The organism is uncultured Adlercreutzia sp. (assembly GCF_958431955.1).
GTDB lineage: Bacteria > Actinomycetota > Coriobacteriia > Coriobacteriales > Eggerthellaceae > Adlercreutzia.
Window position 1 is genome coordinate 171,620 of record NZ_CAUASN010000001.1, and the last position, 18,027, is coordinate 189,646.

At 64.9% G+C, this 18,027-nt stretch carries 15 protein-coding genes; 11 read left to right on the forward strand and 4 right to left on the reverse strand.

Going from position 1 to position 18,027, the window contains the following annotated elements; all coding sequences use genetic code 11:
- Positions 1–260: 260 nt before the first annotated feature.
- The 4 genes from Q5064_RS00670 to Q5064_RS00685 all read left to right on the forward strand — a co-directional run bounded on the left by Q5064_RS00670 (position 261) and on the right by Q5064_RS00685 (position 3,550).
- Positions 261–989 carry a molecular chaperone gene (locus Q5064_RS00670; RefSeq protein WP_302961387.1) on the forward strand — a complete coding sequence of 243 codons (729 nt, stop codon included), beginning with the start codon at positions 261–263 and terminating at the stop codon, positions 987–989.
- 45 nt (positions 990–1,034) lie between these two features.
- Entirely contained in the window at positions 1,035–1,619 is a 585-nt protein-coding gene (locus Q5064_RS00675) for a 4Fe-4S dicluster domain-containing protein (RefSeq protein ID WP_302961388.1), read from the forward strand.
- A 1-nt stretch (position 1,620) separates the two neighbouring features.
- Complete coding sequence (locus tag Q5064_RS00680) at positions 1,621–2,790, forward strand: 4Fe-4S binding protein (protein ID WP_302961389.1); 1,170 nt, start codon at positions 1,621–1,623, stop codon at positions 2,788–2,790.
- Positions 2,791–2,914: 124 nt separating this feature from the next.
- Positions 2,915–3,550: a hypothetical protein gene (locus tag Q5064_RS00685; RefSeq protein ID WP_302961391.1), complete on the forward strand. Its 636-nt coding sequence runs from the start codon at positions 2,915–2,917 to the stop codon at positions 3,548–3,550.
- A gap of 154 nt (positions 3,551–3,704) precedes the next feature.
- Here the strand turns inward: Q5064_RS00685 and Q5064_RS00690 are convergent, their stop codons facing one another.
- Entirely contained in the window at positions 3,705–5,687 is a 1,983-nt protein-coding gene (locus tag Q5064_RS00690) for an MFS transporter (protein WP_302961392.1), read from the reverse strand.
- Positions 5,688–5,908: 221 nt separating this feature from the next.
- A complete protein-coding gene (gene rd / locus Q5064_RS00695) occupies positions 5,909–6,073 on the reverse strand; it encodes a rubredoxin (protein ID WP_016309958.1) in 165 nt (54 codons plus the stop codon).
- Between the two features lie 383 nt (positions 6,074–6,456).
- Here rd and Q5064_RS00700 point away from each other — a divergent pair, with 383 nt between their 5' ends.
- From Q5064_RS00700 to Q5064_RS00715, 4 genes are all read left to right on the forward strand, one after another.
- Entirely contained in the window at positions 6,457–7,815 is a 1,359-nt protein-coding gene (locus tag Q5064_RS00700; protein WP_302961394.1) for a C45 family peptidase, read from the forward strand.
- Between the two features lie 95 nt (positions 7,816–7,910).
- The gene (locus Q5064_RS00705; protein WP_302961396.1) at positions 7,911–9,257 is read left to right on the forward strand and encodes an aminopeptidase C; all 1,347 of its coding nucleotides are present in this window, start codon (positions 7,911–7,913) and stop codon (positions 9,255–9,257) included.
- Between the two features lie 122 nt (positions 9,258–9,379).
- Positions 9,380–11,680 carry an APC family permease gene (locus Q5064_RS00710; protein ID WP_302961398.1) on the forward strand — a complete coding sequence of 767 codons (2,301 nt, stop codon included), beginning with the start codon at positions 9,380–9,382 and terminating at the stop codon, positions 11,678–11,680.
- Between the two features lie 70 nt (positions 11,681–11,750).
- Positions 11,751–13,277 carry an APC family permease gene (locus Q5064_RS00715; protein ID WP_302961399.1) on the forward strand — a complete coding sequence of 509 codons (1,527 nt, stop codon included), beginning with the start codon at positions 11,751–11,753 and terminating at the stop codon, positions 13,275–13,277.
- Between the two features lie 502 nt (positions 13,278–13,779).
- Here the strand turns inward: Q5064_RS00715 and Q5064_RS00720 are convergent.
- Together Q5064_RS00720 and Q5064_RS00725 are read right to left on the reverse strand one after the other, a co-directional pair.
- The gene (locus Q5064_RS00720) at positions 13,780–14,856 is read right to left on the reverse strand and encodes a DUF559 domain-containing protein (RefSeq protein WP_302961400.1); all 1,077 of its coding nucleotides are present in this window, start codon (positions 14,854–14,856) and stop codon (positions 13,780–13,782) included.
- Between the two features lie 450 nt (positions 14,857–15,306).
- A complete protein-coding gene (locus Q5064_RS00725) occupies positions 15,307–16,344 on the reverse strand; it encodes a low specificity L-threonine aldolase (RefSeq protein WP_302961401.1) in 1,038 nt (345 codons plus the stop codon).
- Between the two features lie 343 nt (positions 16,345–16,687).
- On the opposite strand from Q5064_RS00725, the gene Q5064_RS00730 reads away from it, so the two are divergent.
- From Q5064_RS00730 to Q5064_RS00740, 3 genes are read left to right on the forward strand one after another with little or no spacing between them, the layout of a single operon-like run.
- The gene (locus Q5064_RS00730; RefSeq protein ID WP_302961402.1) at positions 16,688–17,041 is read left to right on the forward strand and encodes a PadR family transcriptional regulator; all 354 of its coding nucleotides are present in this window, start codon (positions 16,688–16,690) and stop codon (positions 17,039–17,041) included.
- A 2-nt stretch (positions 17,042–17,043) separates the two neighbouring features.
- Positions 17,044–17,697 (forward strand): DUF1700 domain-containing protein, encoded by a 654-nt coding sequence (locus Q5064_RS00735; protein WP_302961404.1) that lies wholly within the window; start codon positions 17,044–17,046, stop codon positions 17,695–17,697.
- Entirely contained in the window at positions 17,687–17,923 is a 237-nt protein-coding gene (locus Q5064_RS00740; RefSeq protein ID WP_302961405.1) for a hypothetical protein, read from the forward strand. Before Q5064_RS00735 ends, Q5064_RS00740 begins: the two co-directional genes overlap by 11 nt.
- Positions 17,924–18,027 lie beyond the last annotated feature (104 nt).

Consider the following 18,027-nt stretch of genomic DNA (forward strand, 5'->3'; position numbering starts at 1 on the left):
CTTCCCCGCTTCCTCCCGTGCTCCGCACGGCGCAGGAGGCTCCTTGACAATCGCTGTGTATCCCCATGCCAGAAGCTGGGCGCCTGTCGTTCCTTGCTTTTGCCCTGAACCTGGGCCTGTCCTCCTTCCGGCCCTCCCTCCCCCTCTGTTTGCGCGGGAGGCGCCCGTTCCCCTCTTCTGGCATCGGGATGGACAAGCGAGCCATCGCCTTTGGCGCATTCGGCGCTAGAGGCACCTTTGAAACGATAGGGGTGATCGTTGTGGAACAGAAGACGATGGATGCGGCTTTGGAGCCAACGGAGGCCGAGATCCTCGGCGCCGACGAGGTGCGCGCGCTCATGGAGATGCGCGAGGGCGTGTACCGCCTGTTCTCGTCGCTGTACTTCAAGGAGCTGACCGAAGACCAGATCCGCTTTCTCCACGATGCCGATCTGGACGGCTTCGAGGAGATGAGCGAGACCATGGCCGAGGGCGCGAGGAACATCAAGCGCGCCGTGCGGCGCATCAACTCGGGCACCCGCGAGGATCTGGCGGTGGATTACGCCCACACCTTCCTGGGCGCGGGCACGACCAAAGGCGAGAGCCGCGCGTGCCCTTACGAGAGCGTGTTCACCTCGCGCGACGGGCTCATCATGCAGGAGGCGCGCGACGACGTGTACCGCTATATGCTGAACGAGCACTTGGAGCCCAATGCCAACCTGCGTATTCCCGACGATCACCTGGCCTTCGTGTTCGAGTTCATGGCCAATTTGTGCGTGCGCTTCAACGAGGCGGTCGCCGCGGGCGACGCGTCCGAGGCCCGGCGCATCTACGAGGTGCAGCGCGAGTTTTTCGAGAAGCACATCTACAGCTGGATCGGCCGTCTGTGCGACGCCATCGAGGGCTGCTGCCGCACGTCGTTCTACCGCGGCGTGTCGCAGATGACCCGCGGGTTCGTGGAGGCCGATCACGAGATTCTGGCCGATATGGATGCGGCGGTGGCCGCTTAGGGCCGTGCGCGCTGGCTTCGAGACGAGAGATTGAGGCGAGGACAAGTGGAGGCACATCAGACAAGGCGCGAGTTCGTAGTGGGGGCTTGCTGCGCGGCGGGGCTCGTAGCGCTTGGCGGCGTCACCCGGGCCTATGCGAGCGACGGCGAGCTTCTGCGACCGCCGGGCGGCCAGGACGAGGAGCGTCTGCGGGCACTGTGCGTGAAGTGCGACCGCTGCCGCTCGGTCTGCCCGCAGCATTGCGTGGAGCCGGTGTCGGTGACCGAGGGCTTCCTGGAGGCCCGCACCCCCAAGCTGAACTTCCACCGGGGGTACTGCGATTTTTGCGACAAGTGCATCGAGGCCTGCCCCACGGGCGCGCTTCGGGCCTTCGACCCGGCCGTCGACAAGATCGGCGTGGCCGTGGTGGATACCGGAAAGTGCATCGCCTACAGCGGGCGCACCTGCGTGGTGTGCCAGAACTCCTGCCAGTTCGAGGCGCTCTCCTTCGACGAGGCGGGGCATCCCGTCATCGACGAGGGGGCGTGCAACGGCTGCGGCGAGTGCGTCATGGCGTGCAACGTGAATGTCAATCGTGCGTTCGACGGCTCGTTCGATCGGGCCATCGAAGTGCGCTCGATGGGGGTGTAGCATGGCCGAGAACGATTCCTCCCGGCAGGTGCCGGCCGCGTCCGAGAAGGAGCGGGCGGCGAAGAAGGCCGCGGGCAAGATCAGCCGGGTGCGCACCATCGTGCTTTTGGTGGTGTTCCTCTCCATCGTGGCGGGGCTCATCCTCGGCAACGGCTGGGGCACGCTCTCCTCGCTGGGCGTGGGCGCCATCGCGTACCTGTGCCCCTTGGGTGCCCTGGAGACGCTCATCGCCGGCCATTCCCCGGTGCTGCGCGGCGTTATCTCCCTGGTGTGCGTGCTCGCGGTGGTGGCGCTGCTCGGGCGGGCGTTCTGCGCCTGGGTGTGCCCCGTGCCCCCTCTGCGCCACTTCTTCCGGCCGAATGCCGACAAGGGGAAGGCTGGGGATGCCGACCGCGAGGCCGAGGGAGCGTCGGCTGCAAGGTCGGCAGGGGCATCGTGCGTCGAGGCCGCCGATGCGGAGGCTTCGGCAGTGCGGCCGCTTTCCGCCGAGGAGACGGCTTCGCTCTCGGCTGCTTGCGGCTCGCAGGCCGGCCATTCCTGCGCCTCGTGCTCGTCCTGCGGGCTGCCGCCGGTGGGCGGCAAGCGCGACGGGCTGCAGATAGACTCGCGCCACGGCGTGCTCGTCGGCGCGCTGCTCTCCAGCGCTCTTTTCGGGTTCCCCGTGTTCTGCCTCATCTGCCCGGTGGGCCTCTCCATCGCGGTCGTCGTGGGCGTCTACCGTGCCCTGTTCGAGCAGGATCCCACGGTGTCGCTGCTCATCTTCGCCGCCATTCTGCTGGTGGAGGTGGTCTTCTTCCGCAAGTGGTGCCACAAGATCTGCCCCATCGGCGCGCTTATGAGCCTGGTGGGCGCCAAGGCCGCGCTGCTGCGGCCGCGCGTGGCCGCAAGCAGGTGCCTGCGCGGGCAGGGCGTCGACTGCCGGGCGTGCGTGAAGGCATGCCCCGAGGCGCTCGACCCCCACGCGGCTTCCATTCCGGAGTGCACCCGCTGCGGGCAGTGCGCCGAGGCGTGCCCGGTAGGAGCCATCTCCTTCCGCAAGCGCGCGGGTGTCGGCGTCCCGGCGACTGCGGACGCGAAGGGGCAGGCGAAGCACCCGGGAGCGGGCCGCCCTCAGCCCGCGATGGCCGAAGAGCTCGATTTCGAGGAGGAGCTTATCTCCGAGCTCCCTTAACCGTACCTATCCGCGAGGCCCGTGCCCGTAACGCGGCCCTGATATGCGGGGGCGGCATTGAAACACCCCTTCGATCGTCCGTCCCCGCACCCGTTTTCCGTCAAATCCTGGAGGTGTGATTTTCATGCAGTATACCGAGAATCCGACCGCTGATTTCCGCAAGGTTGAATCGATTGAAACCGAGGACGCCGCCGCATTCGCGGCCTTCCTCGACGCGGTTGCGCCCGAGACGCCGGTGGCGTGGTACAGCCACAAGGACGAGGCTGCTCATCCCGGCGCCTGGGTGCGGCGGGGCATGTATCGTTTGAAGCACGGTTCCTTCGTGGACCCGTCCGATCTGTCCTGCTATGCGGCCCAGTACTACGAGCCCTTCGCCAGCGGCCGTCACGAGTGCGTGCAGATCGGCCGCACGCCCGAGATCATGGCGCTGCCCGACGACGTGACGCCCGCGCCGACGGCGGGCGCTCTTGCGACGGCGATCCGAGAGCTGGCCGATCTGCCCGCAGAGCCTGAGGGGTCCGCGGCGCCCGAGGGCGCAGAAGCCCCTGCGGCCGAGGCGTCCGTGGACGTGGAGGCCCCTACGGACGAGACTCCCGAGCCCGCAGCTGCGGAGGGGGCCGGCGCCGCTCCGGCCCTGAAACTGCTCCAGCCCGATTACGCCTTCGAGTTCCACGGGGCCCTCACCCGCGGCTGGCACGCCCAGCTCTATGCTGCCGAGGTGGAGGACGGCTCCGTCGAGCGGCTCATCGTGCTGCGCTAGACGAGGCACCCGCGCCAAGGGCACCCGCGTTCCCGTTGCCCTTAACCAGAAAGGCGACCCCTCGGGGTCGCCTTTCTGCGTGACGGGAGCCTTAAGGTCGCCGCCGCGGCGCTGGATGGGCCGCGCGGCGGCGCTGGCGGCTGCGGGGCCCGCGTTAGGCGCGTTCCTCGTTCAGGTAGTGGCGCACGGCGTAGCCGGTGATGTTGGAGCGGTTGATGATACCCACCATGCGCTCGCCGTCGAGCACGGGGGCCTTCTTCAGACGATGCTCGGCCAGCACGCGGGCCACCGCGCCCATGTCGTCGTTCACGTTCACGCAGATGACGTTGCGGGTGGCGATGCTGCCGACCGGTGCGGCCATGGTCTCGCGCATGGTGCGGTCGAAGTCGGCGTTCTCGCGCTCGACGATGAACGACCAGGCGCTCTTGAAGGCCGGCACCTGATCGGCCACGGCGGCCATCACGTCGCCATCGGAGATGAAGCCGGTCACGCGGCCCTTGTCGTCGACCACCGGCGCTCCCGAGATGCCCTTGGCGCAGAAGAGCTCCAGGGCCTCGCCGACAAGGGCGGTCTCGGGCAGGGTGTACACGTCGGTCTTCATGATGCCGGCCACCGTGGGCTCTTCCAGCGCGGCCGCGGCCCCGGCGGCCTCGGGCGTCGCAGCAGTCGCGGCGATAGCGGGCTTGCGGGCCACGGAGCGAATCCAGAAGGCGAGCGCCAGGCCGATGAGGCCCACGACGCCCACGAGAATGCCCGTCACGAGCATGGCCTGGGCGCAGGCATCGCCAAAGGCGGCACCGCCGGCCACGGCCCCGGCGCTTACGGCGGCGTACACGCCGGTGAACACCGACGAGCCGATGCAGCCGGCAATCTGGAAGCCCGTGGACATGATGGTCACGCCGTGGGGGTTCAGCTCGAAGGGCAGCTTCGAGAGCGCGAAGCTCTGCACCGGCCCGATGACGAGCGCCGAGCCGCAGATGACCGGGATGTAGATGACGGCGAGCACCACCGGCGAGGCCGTGGCGATGAAGGCGCCGGTGAGAATGGAGAACACGGCGATGCACGCGAAGCCAGCGGGCAGGATGACGCCCGGGCCCTGCTTGTCGTAAATGCGGCCGGCCAGGGGTGACACGGCGCACGAGCACAGAATGGCCGGGAACAGGGTGAGCGAGGCCACCAAAGGCTCAGTGCCCAGCACCGACTGCATGAAGGTGGGCACGATGATGTTCATGGCGAAGATGGTGAGCAACGAGAGCATGTTCACGATGACGCCCACGGTGAAGGGCGGGATAGACAGCGGCCGCAGGTCGATGAGCGGCTCGGCCAGCGTCCCCTGGCGCCGCACGAACAGCACGAGGGCCACGATGCCCACCACGGCGGCTACGCAGGCCACCGGCACGCTGCCGCTGAACACGGTGGACACGCCGTAGAGGATGCCGATGAGCGCAATGCCGATGAGGGCCACCGAGGCGGCGTCGAGACGCGGGTGGGTGAGATGCGCGATGTCGCGCAGGATGACGGCGCCGGAAAGCAGGCAGAGCGCCGAGAGGGCGGCGAACACCCACAGCAGCATATGCCAGTCAGCCACGGCCAGGATGAGGCCGGCCAGAATCACCGACGACGAGGGGCCGAGCGTGGTCATGGCGCCCATGATGCCCATATAGGTGCCCAGCTTCTCGCGGGGTGCGATCTCCAGGGTGATGTTCATGCCGATGGGAATGAGCATGCCCGTGCCGAGCGCCTGCACAATGCGCCCCACGAGCAGCACGGCGAAGTTCGGTGCGGCACCGCCGATGATCGAGCCTACGACGAGCAGCGCGGCCGTGGCGCAGAACAAGGGGCGAGTGGGGAAGGATCGGTAGGCGAAGGCCGAGACGGGCACCATCACCGCCGCGCCGAGCATGTAGGCGGTGGCCAGCCACTGCACCGTGGACACGTCCACGGCCAGATCGGCCATGATGGGCGCGAAGCCCACGTTCAGGAAGGTCTCGTTGAAGGTGGCCAAGAAGGCGGCGAAGGCGGCCACGGCCAAGATGGCCGCCGGCTTGCGGGAGCCGGCGCCGCCGGCAACGTTGGCGCTCGGGGCGTCCCAGGCCCCTGTCTCGCTCGACGGGCGGGTAGCGGTATCTGCTGCCATGCGTGTCCTCTCTTTCCGCAGCGCCGGCGGCGGCAGTGTCGCGGCAAGAGAAAAGCGCTCGGCGGCAAATACGCCACGGCAGGGATTTCTCCTGTGCCGTGATCAGATTTACGCGCCGAGCGCTACATGTGTCGTTTGCAGTACCCTATTCAGTTAGCGGGAATATGGTACCACGGCCCCTCCTGCACGGGGTGCCCGCGAATCCGCGAGCGGCGGGGCGTTTACTCCTCGTACAGGGAGAAGTCGTCCTTGCCGACGCCGCACACGGGGCACACCCAGTCTTCGGGAATGTCCTCGAAGGCCGTGCCGGGCTCGATGCCGCCGTCGGGGTCGCCTACTGCCGGGTCGTAGATGTAGCCGCACACGTCGCAGATGTACTTGTCCATGGGAGCCTCCTTGCTCGCTTGAATCCGTCTCGCCCGCCGCTGCCTGGCGCGAACCGCCCCGAAGGCTTTGGGGCCCGAGGCCTCGCGCGTCATGCAGCCGGCGTCACGAGCCCATCATGGCACGGATTTCAACGGTATTTCGTCATCTTCCCCGTTTGAAACCAGATGGTGAATCGGAAGGTGCTAAAAGGTGCCCTCCGCAGTCATTTTTACGAAGATGCCCAGATGGAAATAAGAAAAGCAGCGGAAAACTAATCAATGACGGTGGGGCAACGAAAACCAGGATCATCACCTAAACGCGCTGAAAGAGCGCAGGATATGGAATGAATCTACGGGCCCTAGGCGCCCTGGCGCAAGCCGAGCGCTTCGGAAAGGAAGCAGTGATGATCACCCAAGAGCAGCAATCGATTATCGATCGCGCCCAGCTGCAGAAGATCAACGGCTGGCAGCACATCAAAGTGAAGGGCACCCCCTACGAGTGCGGTTTCCAGGAGGGCTACCTTCTGGCCGACGAGTACAAGGACGCCCTGCGCGTGTACAAGTTCATGACGTTGGAGAGCTTCGGCATGGACTACGACTGGTTCGCCGAGCAGTCCCTGAAGCTGCATCGCGACATGATTCCCGCCCGCTGGCTGGAAGAGCTGCGCGGCATGGCCGAGGGCCTGACGGCCGCGGGCATTCCCACGACCACCGACGATATGATCGCCTGGAACGACTGGATGGAGATCACCGGGTACTGGTGGCCCCAGAACGCCGGCAAGGTCATGAGCCGCCCGCTCATGAAGACTCACCGCAAGGAGCACTGCTCGGCCATCGTAGCCACCGGCTCGGCCACCGTGGACGGCAAGCCCTACCTCGGCCACGAGAGCTTCGACGAGTTTTGGAGCGGCCAGTACTTCAACGTGTGCAAGCGCGTGGAGCCCGATGACGGCTATGCGTTCATCATGCAGGCCTCGGCCCCGTGCATGCTGTCGTCCATGACTGACTTCTACGTGACCGCCGCCGGCCTGAACATCACCGAGACCACGCTGGCCGGCTTCGACCGCTACGACGACGCGGGCATGCCCGAGTGGGTGCGTATCCGCGACGCCGTGCAGTTCTCCGCCACCATCGACGAGTTCGTCGAGCGTCTGAATAAGGGCAACAACGGCGGCTACGCCAACGCCTGGCTCATCGCCGACCACAACACCGGCGAGATCGCCCGCTTCGAGCAGGGCCTGGAATTCACCTCGCTGGAGCGCACCTTCGACGGTGCGTACTTCGGCTGCAACGCCGTGTTCGACCCGCGTATCCGCAACCTGGAATGCAAGGACAACGGCTTCAACGACCCGCGTCAGCAGACCGGTGCCCGCCGCCAGCGCTGGATGGAGCTGATCGACCAGTACTACGGCAAGATCGACCTGGAAGTCGTGAAGAAGATGCTCGCCGACACCTACGACGTGTACCTCGGCTACAACTGCCCGTCGAGCCGCGACATCTGCGCCCACTACGACGTGGACCCACAGTACTACGCCGACGATCCGGACGCGGTGTGGAACATCCCGTTCTACCCGGCCGGCTCCTGCGACGCCAAGGCCGCCGGTCCCGACGACGTGAAGCATATGAAGATGTGGGGCCGCTACGGCCGCGCCGACGGCGTGGAGTTCGTGGCCCGCGACTTCATGGACCAGCATCCGCTGTGGAAGTGGATGGACGGCTACCTTGAGGATCGCCCCACCCAGCCCTGGACGCTGTTCGACTAGGCGCGCCTTTCCGGGAATCCGGGCGCGCCGCCCCTCCACGGCCCCGCGCCCTTTCCATACATCATTCACCCCCATTGAGATAAGGAGTATCCGCTATGAAGATATCAAAAGAGCAAATCGCCAAGATGTCGGAGGCCTACCAGAAGGCCGACACCCAGCATGTCGCCCAGCGCGCGGTGACGAAGAACGGCATTTTGGAATCCGCCGAGAGCGTGGAAGTGCTCAAGCGCATGAGCCCGGCGAATTTCGCGTTCTCCATCGACGTGGACGACCAGGCCGTGGCCAACCAGAAGATGTCCGGCCGCTGCTGGATGTTCGCCTGCCTGAACGTGCTGCGCTTCCATATCGAGAAGGAGCTCGACCTGCCGAAGGGCACCTTCGAGCTTTCCCAGGCCTACCTGGCGTTCTTCAACAAGCTCGAGCGCGCCGCGTGGTTCATGGAGCACGTGGTGGCCACGGCCGACAAGGATCTCGGCGACCGCGAGGTCGACTGGCTGTTCAGCACCCCCATGGCCGACGGCGGCGACTGGGATATGGTGTGCGCGCTCGTGAAGAAGTACGGCGTGGTGCCGCACGAGGCCATGAGCGAGACCCACTGCACCAACAACACCGCCGAGCTGAACACGGTGCTGTCGCATCTGCTGCGCCAGGACGGCCTGAAGCTGCGCACCATGGCGCGCGAGGGCAAGGACACCAAGGCCGCCCAGGAGGAGATGCTCTCCGAGGTGTACCGCGTGCTGGCCGTGTGCTTCGGCGAGCCGGTGCAGAAGTTCGACTTCACCTATAAGGACGCCAAGGGCGCCTACCATGCCGATTTGGGCCTCACCCCGCTCGAGTTCTTGAAGAAGTACGTGCCCATCAACCTGGACGACTACGTGGGCGTCATCAACGTGCCCGGCGACGACAAGCCCTACGGGCGCGTGTACGCCATCCAGGATTCCGACCAGATTCCCGAGCGCCGCAACCTGTACCTCAACGTGCCGATGGAGGAGCTGAAGGGCTACGTCATCGACTCGCTGAAGGACGGCGAGCCCATTTGGTTCGGCAGCGACGTGCTGCAGCACTGCGACCGCGTGGCCGGCGTCATGGACTTCGACCTGTTCGATCTGGAGGCCATGTTCGGTGTGAAGTTCACCATGGACAAGGCCGAGCGCTTCGCCACCCATGAGAGCCTGCCCACCCACGCCATGACCATCGCCGGCGTGGAGATCAAGGACGGCAAGCCCACCAAGTGGAAGATCGAGAACAGCTGGGGCACCGAGAACGGCGGCAAGAAGACCGGCAACAACGGCTACTTCGTCTGCAGCGACGAGTGGTTCGACAACTTCGTCTACGAGGTGGCCATCCGCAAGGACCGCCTGAGCCCCGAGATGCAGAAGGCGCTCGAGAGCGAGCCTATCGTGTGGCCGTTCTGGAACACCTTCAACCCGGTGTCCGCGTAAGGCACCATCCGGCCGGGCCGCCCGTGCGCTTCGCGGCGCGGTTCCCGACCGTTTCTATCCGCTGTCCGGCGGGGCACAGGGCGCGCCCCGCGTCCCGCCGGACCTTCCGTTAAGGGGTAACCATGAGCTCCCAAACCGCAACGAAACCGGCGAAGGCGCCGGCGAAGGGCGCAGCGAAGGCCAGCAGTGGAGCCTATATTAGCCTTATGGCGTTGGTCATGATGAACGTGACCATCATCGGCAGCGTTGCCAACGACGTCCAGCAGGCTTATTACGGGCTGTCCTCCGTTACGCTCTTCATCATCGGCGCCATCGTGTTCTTCCTGCCTACCGGCCTGGTGGCCGCGGAGCTGGCCTCGGGCTGGGGCCAGCGCGGCGGCATCTTCCGTTGGGTCGGCGAGGCCTTAGGGCCCGGCCTGGCATTCACCTGCCTGCTGATCCTCTGGTTCCAGACCTCCATCAACTTCGGCTCCGGCGTGGCCTCGGCCTCGGCGACCATCGGCTTCTACACGCCCGATTGGGATTGGGCCGTCAACTTCATGAACCATCCCGAGAACCAGTTCTTCATCATCCTGGCATGGCTCGCCTACTACTGGGGCCTCACCTTCATGGCCACCAAGGGCGTGAAGGCCTTCGCCCGTATCACGAAGTACGGCGTTATCATCGGCACGTTCATCCCGCTGGCCTTCATCGTCATCTTCACGGTGGTGTGGCTGGCCCAGGGCAACGTGTCCAACGTCACGCCCACGCCCGAGGCCTTCAACCCGTTCGCGAGCGGCTTCAGCCTGACGAACCTGGCCCTGGCCGCCGGCGTGTTCTTCAGCTTCGCGGGCATCGACATGAACGCCGCCCACATCAAGCAGCTGAAGAAGCCCCAGAAGGAATTCCCGATGTCCATCTTCATCGCCATGATCCTGACGCTGATCATGTTCATCGCGGGTACCGTCTGCATCGCCATCGTCACGCCGAAGTCCGACATGAACCTGGTCTACGGCCTGTTCCAGACCTATAAGATCCTCGGTGCCACCTTCAACTGCCCCTGGATCTACGTGGCCTTCGTATGGGTCGGCCTCGGCGCTTCCATGGCGTCGCTCGTCACCAACATGGCTGGTCCGTCGTTCATGCTCGGCCAGGCCGGACGCTCCGGCTTTCTGCCGAAGGTGCTGCAGAACTCCAACAAGCACGGCATGCCGAGCCGCCTGATGTACCTGCAGATGGCCTTCATGACCGGCGTTGCCTTCCTGTGCTTCCTCATTCCGAACATCGAGGGCTTCGTCATCCTGATCACCCAGGCCATCACCATCCTGTACATGATGTACTACGTGCTTATGTTCATCTCGTTCCTGAAGCTGCGCCACGACCAGCCGAACCGTCCGCGCCTGTTCAAGGTGCCCGGCGGCAACGTGGGCGCCTGGATTGTCGCCGGCGTGGGCCTGCTTGCCTGCGTGTTCGGCATCGTGCTCGCCATCATCCCGCCGGCTCAGGTGGCCGAGGAAGTGGGCAGCCCGGTGACCTACGTGGTGGTCATCGTGGCCATCATCCTCGTGACCTTCGCCATCTGCTTCGGCGTCTACCAGGCCTCGCGCCATCACAACTGGGTTGACCCCAACAACGTGTTCGCGCCGTTCACCTGGCAGCTCGAGGGCCTGAAGAAGCCCCAGCGCGTGCTTTCCAACGTGCCGTCCGAGCTGATGAGCGAGGACCAGAACCCCATGGGCATGCCCGTGAAGAAGCTGTGGGATCCCAACGAGCAGATCGTGCTGCCCGACGAGTACGTGCCGGGCAAACACCATCCGTCCTCGCCCGCCATTGAGGCTGGCGACGATCCCGCGGCCATGAACCACCCGGTGAAGACCAACGGCACGTCCATCGGCGCCATCGCGGCCATTCCCATGAGCCAGCCGGCCATTATCTCGCAGAAGGCCGGCATCGGCACGGCCGCCACGGCGGGCCTGAAGAAGACGGCCCCGGTGGAGGGCACCGAGCCGGTGCGGCTGGATGCCGAGGTACCCGTCGCGCCCGCTGACGAGGTGGCTGCTGAGCGGGTGCCGCGCGACCCGGCTGCCGATGCCGAGCGCGCCGGTGCCGCCGCCGCTGCCGCCCGGACTGCCGAGAAGGCCTCTGAGACCAAGGCCCACGCCTACGCGGTCGAGGCCGAGGCGCTCGAGCAGCAGGTTCAGGCCGACAGCGACTTGGCTTCCGCCCGCCGCGAGGTGAAGGAGGCCAAGGCTGCGGCCGACCAGGCCAAGCGCGAGGCTGCGCGTCCGGCTGCCAAGGCGGCCGGCGATGCCGCCGAGAAGCCCGCTGCTCCCGCGGCCGGCGCTGTGGGCGCTGGCGCGGATGCGGCCGAGGGCTCGAGTGCGAAGGCTTCCGGCAAGGATGCCGGGGCTCAGAAGGGCTCGGGCGCGGGTTCTGCGAAGTAAGTTTTACGGTTCCGGGCCGCGCCGTCGCGAGGGCGGCGCGGCCCGGTAGAGGGTAAAAGAGGTGTTCTCAATGAGCGCAAATGGAAAGACGACCACGGGCGCGCCGCCGAAGGCGCCCGTCGCAGCTGCGGCCGTTGCCGCTGCTGGCGGCAGCCCGGTCAAGGCCATGGACGACCCGGCGACTGCCGCGCGCAAGTCCATGCCCGAGAACAACGGCGAGAAGGTGACGAAGCCCACGGTGGCCACCAAGCAGAAGGTCGGCGACAGCTTCAAGGCCACGCTGACCGTGAAGGACATGGTGGTGTGGGGCCTCATTACCATGGTGCCCATTTCCCCCATGGCCGTGTACGGCGGCGTGTTCGCCGACTCGGGCGGCATGCCCACGCTCGCGTTCCTCATCGGGTTCGTGGCCGTGCTGTTCTCGGTGTTCTCCTTCGGCATCATGATTCAGCACTTCCCGTCCTCGGGCTCCATCTTCACCTACGTGAGCCACGTATTCGGCAAGATGCCCGGCTTCATCGCCGGCTGGCTGATGCTTTTGCAGTATCTGGTCAGCCCTGCGATGGTGTACCTCATCGCCGCCATCGCCATCCACTCCATGTTGCCCGACGTGCCCATTTTGGCCCTGTGCTTCGGCTTTCTTGCCATTGTGGCCATCGTGTCGCTTATCGGCATGAAGACGGCCATGGTGGTGAACAAGGTGGCGCTCGTGGCCCAGCTGGTCATTCTGGCGCTGTTCGTCATCTGCGGCGTGATGTTCGTCGTGCAGCATCCCGAGAGCGCGAACTTCTCGCTGACCAACGTGTTCAATCCGGCTAAGTTCGAGTTCGGCGGCACCATGTCGGCCGTGTCGCTGGCGGTCATGTCCTACGTGGGCTTCGGCGCCATCGCCACGCTGACCCAGGAGGCCAAAGACCCCAAGCACGGCCCCTCCCGCGCCATGATGGTGATGGCCATCCTGCTGTGCGTGCTCTACGTGCTGCAGTGCTTCATCGCCACCTGCATCGACCCGTCGGGCGCGGCCTTCGCCGGCGACACCGACAACGCCTTCTACCTGGTGGCCAAGGTGGCCGCCGGCCCGTGGCTCATGGTCGTGTGCGCTGTGGGCGTGGCCCTGGCCCAGGGCGTGTTCACCGCCATCGCGCAGCAGAACTCCATCGCCTTCGTCATGTTCACCATGGCCAACGGCGGCTGCCTGCCGAAGTTCATGGCCAAGATGGACAAGCGCACCAACTCGCCGCTGAACGCGGTCATCTTCATCATCTGCCTGTCGGTGGTGCTCACGCTCATCTTCCAGTTCAGCGGCATCGACATGAACACCGTGGTGAAGATCTCCAACTTCGGCGCGCTTTCCACCTACACGCTGCTGAACCTGGCGGTCATCGTGTTCTGCTGGTTCCAGCTGAAGGAGCGCTCCGGCGCCAAGGCCCTGTTCATGCACTTGATCTTCCCGGCGCTGGGCGCGGCGGTGTGCTTCGCCATCATGCTGTCGGTGGGCAACGTGGCCCTGGCCGTGGGTGCGATCTTCATCCTCATCGGCGTGGCCTACTACCTGGTGCTCACCAAAGTGCTGCACCGCGAGATCAACCTCGGCTAGGATGCACGGCGCGAGGGTGTATGCGCCTCGCGTGAGTTCCGATCGATTCGGCCCGGCAGCGCATGATCGCCGCCGGGCCGTTTTGCGCGAAAAGGCTTCCCCCGGCGCACTGAGATGATCTAGCTGAGGGCGCGCTTGGCATACTGAAACGATTTGGTTGAGGCTGTGCTGAATCGTTTGCAGGGGCAGCCTCTCTTGCTGGCAAGTTTCCTTCGTTTTCCAACAGCTGATCGGTCGTTTGTGGGTATTCCGCTTGCCCTGGGTGCGAAATACTGCCGAAATCGGTGGTCAGAGGCAGTTTACGAAGCAGGGTTGTTGGAAAAGGAAGAAAACTTGCCAAAAAGCGCCGAAAACAGTGCAAGGTTTGGCCGCCCCCCGACTTGTCCGCCGGGCCCCCCGAGAATCAACTGCGGAGATTTCCGAGGCTTGGTCGCTGACCCCCGGGTTTGCCCAATCCCCCTCCCTTCCAAGAGCGAGGGAGGGTCCAGAATCGCTCCCGGTCTCAATAGGCATCCCGAGGTCTGAGGGGCAGCCCGAGTTGCTGCCTCAGTTTAATCTTGCGTCGGTGGTAGTCACCTACGCTCGTGCGGAATCGGCGCTTCTGCGCCTTGCGAATAGTGGCGGCAATTACATCGACGGCATCGATGCAGTCAAGCTCGTCGTTGGTGATGGCGACGACCTGAATGCCCATTGACTGCAGAGCGTTGGTGCGCCGCGAGTCGCGTACGCGCTGCTGCTCGCCGGTATGGAATTCCCGGCTCTGGTATTCCACGGCGAGGTTCGCTGCGGGCCAGAACAAGTCGCATCGCAAGGTTTTCCGACCTGCTATGGCGGCCGCTTCGGCGGTGCAGTGAATTTTGTGGTTCATGGAGGGGATGCCGAGACCATAACCGCCGTAATAGGGCGGTAGCCCCAATAGAAGAGCAGTTTGGGTCTCGCGCGGCGAGGCGGATTTGTCTGCCAGGTAGCGAAGGGCTTTTCGGGCTTGGACGGCTCCCGGCAAAGAGGGGTTGTTCTTCAAAAGACGCCGAATGTCTCGTGTTGAGCTGAGGGGATGCGTTTGGTATACGATCGCACCGGGTGTAACGGCCTGTTGATACGTGCCGCATATCTCATAGCCCAAGCAGAGCGTATCGATAAACGAGCGCCGCGAGGCTTCCTGAACAAAGGCAAGCGCGGGACTTGCGAGCAGTATCTTGTCGTCCCATCGATCAAGCGCCCGGCCGCTGAAAACATGGCTGCAGCTATGGGGCTGTCGAAATTGCGAGGGGCGCCGGAATTCCTTATCGGAGGTGATGAAATGGATAGGAAGCGAGATGCCTCCGGTCGCCGGTTGGCCTTCAGGGGAGGTCTTCGCTCCGATAGGGCTTCTGAAGGCTTTGGAGCTTTTGGTCGCCGGTCGCTTTTCGGGAAGAGGAGCAAGCCTCTTGATGTGCTCGAGACGCAGTTCGCCTCTAGGAAACGTGCGGCGTCGGGTGGCCGCAAGAGGCTTCCTCTGCCGAATTCGGATGGCCGATGCCTGAAGGGCTGAGAGATATCCGAGACAGACCTCGTTGGAAAGAGAATGGCGGGTGGTCATGGCGCACTCCTCTCACGCCCAAGGTGGAGAGGATCTTGCGAATCTGGTATGCGGAAGAGTGGGCGACGCTTCCGATCATGGGCTGCTCAGCAGGATTCGCACTGGCTCTAGAAAGTTGTAATATTGTAAAACACTTTAGAGAGATTTGCGCCGGAAATTGCGGACATTCGGGTAAGGCAGCGGCCGGTCAGAAGAATGCCGAACGAAAGTGCATGATTAGACTGAATATCTGGCAAGTTTCCTTTATTTTCCAACAAAACAGAGCGAATCCGAGCGTTCTGAGCCCTGGTTCTAGAATTTCGCCCTCTAAATTACAGGGGAGGGAGAGGTGGACGCGGATTACATGTTGGAAAACGAAGGAAACTTGCCAGATTCGGGCGGCTCCTCTGCATTGCCGCGTCGACTGCAGCATCTCGGCGCCATGGAATGCTGCAGGTTGTCGCACGCTGTCTAGAGGGCGGCGGCGAGGGCCTCTTCCAGGGTAGTGAGGTCTTCGGGGGTGGTGGACCAGCTGGTGACAAAGCGCACGACGGTGTGGGTGTCGTCATAGCGCTCCCAGAAGCTGAAACGCACATGCTCGGTCAAGGCTTCCATCTGGGAGTTCTCCAAGATGACGAACTGCTGATTGGTGGGGGACTCACGGAAGAGGTCGCAGCCAGCCTCGTGCAAGATGTGCCGCAGCTCGGCCGCCGCGTCGATGGCGGTGCGACCCACCTCGCCGTACAGGTCGTCGGTGAAAAGCGCATCGAACTGCACGCCGAGCAGGCGGCCCTTCGCCAGAAGCGCTCCGTGCTGCTTCGCATGGGTGAGGAAGTGCCGGGGCATGCCGCCGCGCGGGAACACCACGGCCTCGCCGCAGAGGGCACCGCACTTGGTGCCGCCGATGTAGAAAGCGTCGACGAGGCGCGCGATATCGGGCAGGGAGACGTCGGTTTCAGGTGCGGCGAGGCCGTAGGCGAGGCGCGCACCGTCCAGATAGAGGGGGATGCGGAAACGACGGCAGACGGCCGAGAGCGCCTCCAACTCGGCTAGCGAGTACAGCGTGCCCAGCTCGGAGGGGTGGGCGATGAACACCATGCCCGGGAACACCATGTGCTCGTGGTTGGCATCGGCGTAGAAGCCCTCGAGATAGGTCTCCACGTCGGCGGCCCGCAGCTTGCCGTCGTGCTCGGGCAGGGTGAGCACCTTGTGGCCGGTGGCCTCGATGGCGCCGGCCTCGTGGGCCGCGATGTGTCCCGTGTCGGCCGCGATGACCCCCTCATGGCCGGCGAGCAGTGCCGAGATGGCCACCGCATTGGTCTGGGTTCCGCCGGTGAGAAAGAACACGTCGGCGGTCTCGTCAGTGCAGGCAGCGCGGATGCGCTCGGCCGCACTCGCGCAGAACCGGTCGGTGCCGTAGCCCGAGGCAGGCTCCAGGTTGGTGGCGGCCAGGGCCTCCAGCACGCGCGGGTGCGCGCCGGTGGAATAGTCGTTCTCGAACGAAATCATGGGACTCCTCGGGATGGTGGGGAAGGGATGGGGCGTCGGTATGGGATGCAGCCCATAATAGCATTCATCAAGGCCGCCGATTTTCTCGCTAGAAGGTTCCGCACCCGCTTGCCAGCTATCCCCCTGGGTTCAGCGGCCATCCCTTTTTTCGACGGCTCCGCTCCGCCCTTCACGGTCTGCGCTTACGCGGTCTGCGTTCGCGATGCGCTTCGGTCATCGCCCTGCCTTCTTCAGCGAATCTTAAGGAAATTCCCCTTGACAGACAGCGCTCTCGTAAATACTATGCAACACATAGTATGACACAACAAAGGGTATTAAACGCGGAAGCGAGAGAGGAGGCGCGGTGGACGCACAAATGAAGCGCGGGTTTCTGGAAGCCTGCGTGCTGGCGGTGCTGAGCCGGGGGGAATCCTACGGCTACCAGATCATAAAAGACGTGCCGCCGACGCTCGGGCTGACCGAGTCGACGCTGTATCCGCTGCTCAAGCGGTTGGAAGGCTCGGGCTGCATTGCCGTGCGATCGGCCGAGCACAACGGGCGGCTGCGCAAGTACTATCGCATCACGAAGGAGGGCCGTGCGCGTGTGGCCGCCTTCATCGAGGAATGGAACGAGGTCGAGGCCATCTACCGCTTTGTGCGCGAGGCCTCGGGTGACACGGCGGGGTCGGGACGGCCGCAGCCAGGGGAAGGAGCTTAATCATGAAGAGGCAGGAGTACTTGGACCAGCTGAGGGCGGCGCTCGCGTGCCTGCCTGAGGCGGAGATCGAGGAATCGGTGGGCTTCTACGCCGAGATGATCGACGATCGCGTAGCCGACGGCATGACCGAGGAACAGGCGGTGGCCCAGCTGGACGACCCGAAGGCCGCGGCGCGGGCCATCATCGCCGATCTGCCGCCGGTGCCGCGCGCGGCGGTGCGCACCAAGCAGAAGAACCGCGTCCTGTACTGGACGCTTGTCATTCTGGGATTCCCTTTGTGGTTCACGCTGCTGGCGGCAGCCGCATCGGTGGCGTTTGCGGGCGTGCTGGTCATCTGGCTGTTGGTCGCGGGGCTGTGGATGCTGGCGGCGGGGTTGCTCGCGGGCGGTCCGCTCGGCATCGTCGTGTGCCTGTGGGGCCTGGCGAACGGGCAGGTTCCCTATGGCATCGTCGAGTTGGGGTCGGGGCTCGTGTGCTTCGGCTTGGGACTCTTCTGCCTGCATGGGGCGCTGGCGGCCAGCAAGGCGCTCACCCAGGTCTCGCGAGAGTGGATCGCGAAGGCGAAGGCGCCGTTCGTGAAGGAGAAGGGCCAGCGTACGGTGGCGGTGCCGGGCGTGTTGGGCGAGGTGGCGAAGGAGGCCGTCAATGAGGCTTAGCGAGAAACATCCCTGGCTGACGTGGAAGAACATCCATCTGACCGCCGTGGCCTGCATCGTGGCCGGCGTGGCCCTCATCATGCTCGGCGGCGCGCTGGCGGCGGTGAGCGCGAGCGGCTGGCAGGACCTGGTCGCGCAGTTCGCCGGTCCTCCGCTGGGCATCGGCGACGCGATGGGCGCCGTGCCCACCGCGCCTGAGCCGCCGACGCCCCCTGCGATATCGTAAGCGACAAGCGGCCGCCAACGAGGCGGCCGCTTGCTTTTCGGAGCGGCGTGGCCTCAGCTGGGCATGCGCTGCGTGGTGCCAATGGACGCGGCGAAGCGCGAAGG

Excerpts from the sequence above, each read along its gene's own strand:
- Q5064_RS00705 (WP_302961396.1), top strand. The coding sequence starts at position 7,911 with ATGAAGATATCAAAAGAGCAAATCGCCAAGATGTCGGAGGCCTACCAG.
- Q5064_RS00710 (WP_302961398.1), top strand. The coding sequence starts at position 9,380 with ATGAGCTCCCAAACCGCAACGAAACCGGCGAAGGCGCCGGCGAAGGGC.
- Q5064_RS00680 (WP_302961389.1), top strand. The coding sequence starts at position 1,621 with ATGGCCGAGAACGATTCCTCCCGGCAGGTGCCGGCCGCGTCCGAGAAG.
- Q5064_RS00720 (WP_302961400.1), bottom strand. The coding sequence starts at position 14,856 with ATGACCACCCGCCATTCTCTTTCCAACGAGGTCTGTCTCGGATATCTC.
- Q5064_RS00715 (WP_302961399.1), top strand. The coding sequence starts at position 11,751 with ATGAGCGCAAATGGAAAGACGACCACGGGCGCGCCGCCGAAGGCGCCC.
- Q5064_RS00735 (WP_302961404.1), top strand. The coding sequence starts at position 17,044 with ATGAAGAGGCAGGAGTACTTGGACCAGCTGAGGGCGGCGCTCGCGTGC.
- Q5064_RS00740 (WP_302961405.1), top strand. The coding sequence starts at position 17,687 with ATGAGGCTTAGCGAGAAACATCCCTGGCTGACGTGGAAGAACATCCAT.
- Q5064_RS00725 (WP_302961401.1), bottom strand. The coding sequence starts at position 16,344 with ATGATTTCGTTCGAGAACGACTATTCCACCGGCGCGCACCCGCGCGTG.
- rd (WP_016309958.1), bottom strand. The coding sequence starts at position 6,073 with ATGGACAAGTACATCTGCGACGTGTGCGGCTACATCTACGACCCGGCA.
- Q5064_RS00690 (WP_302961392.1), bottom strand. The coding sequence starts at position 5,687 with ATGGCAGCAGATACCGCTACCCGCCCGTCGAGCGAGACAGGGGCCTGG.
- Q5064_RS00685 (WP_302961391.1), top strand. The coding sequence starts at position 2,915 with ATGCAGTATACCGAGAATCCGACCGCTGATTTCCGCAAGGTTGAATCG.
- Q5064_RS00700 (WP_302961394.1), top strand. The coding sequence starts at position 6,457 with ATGATCACCCAAGAGCAGCAATCGATTATCGATCGCGCCCAGCTGCAG.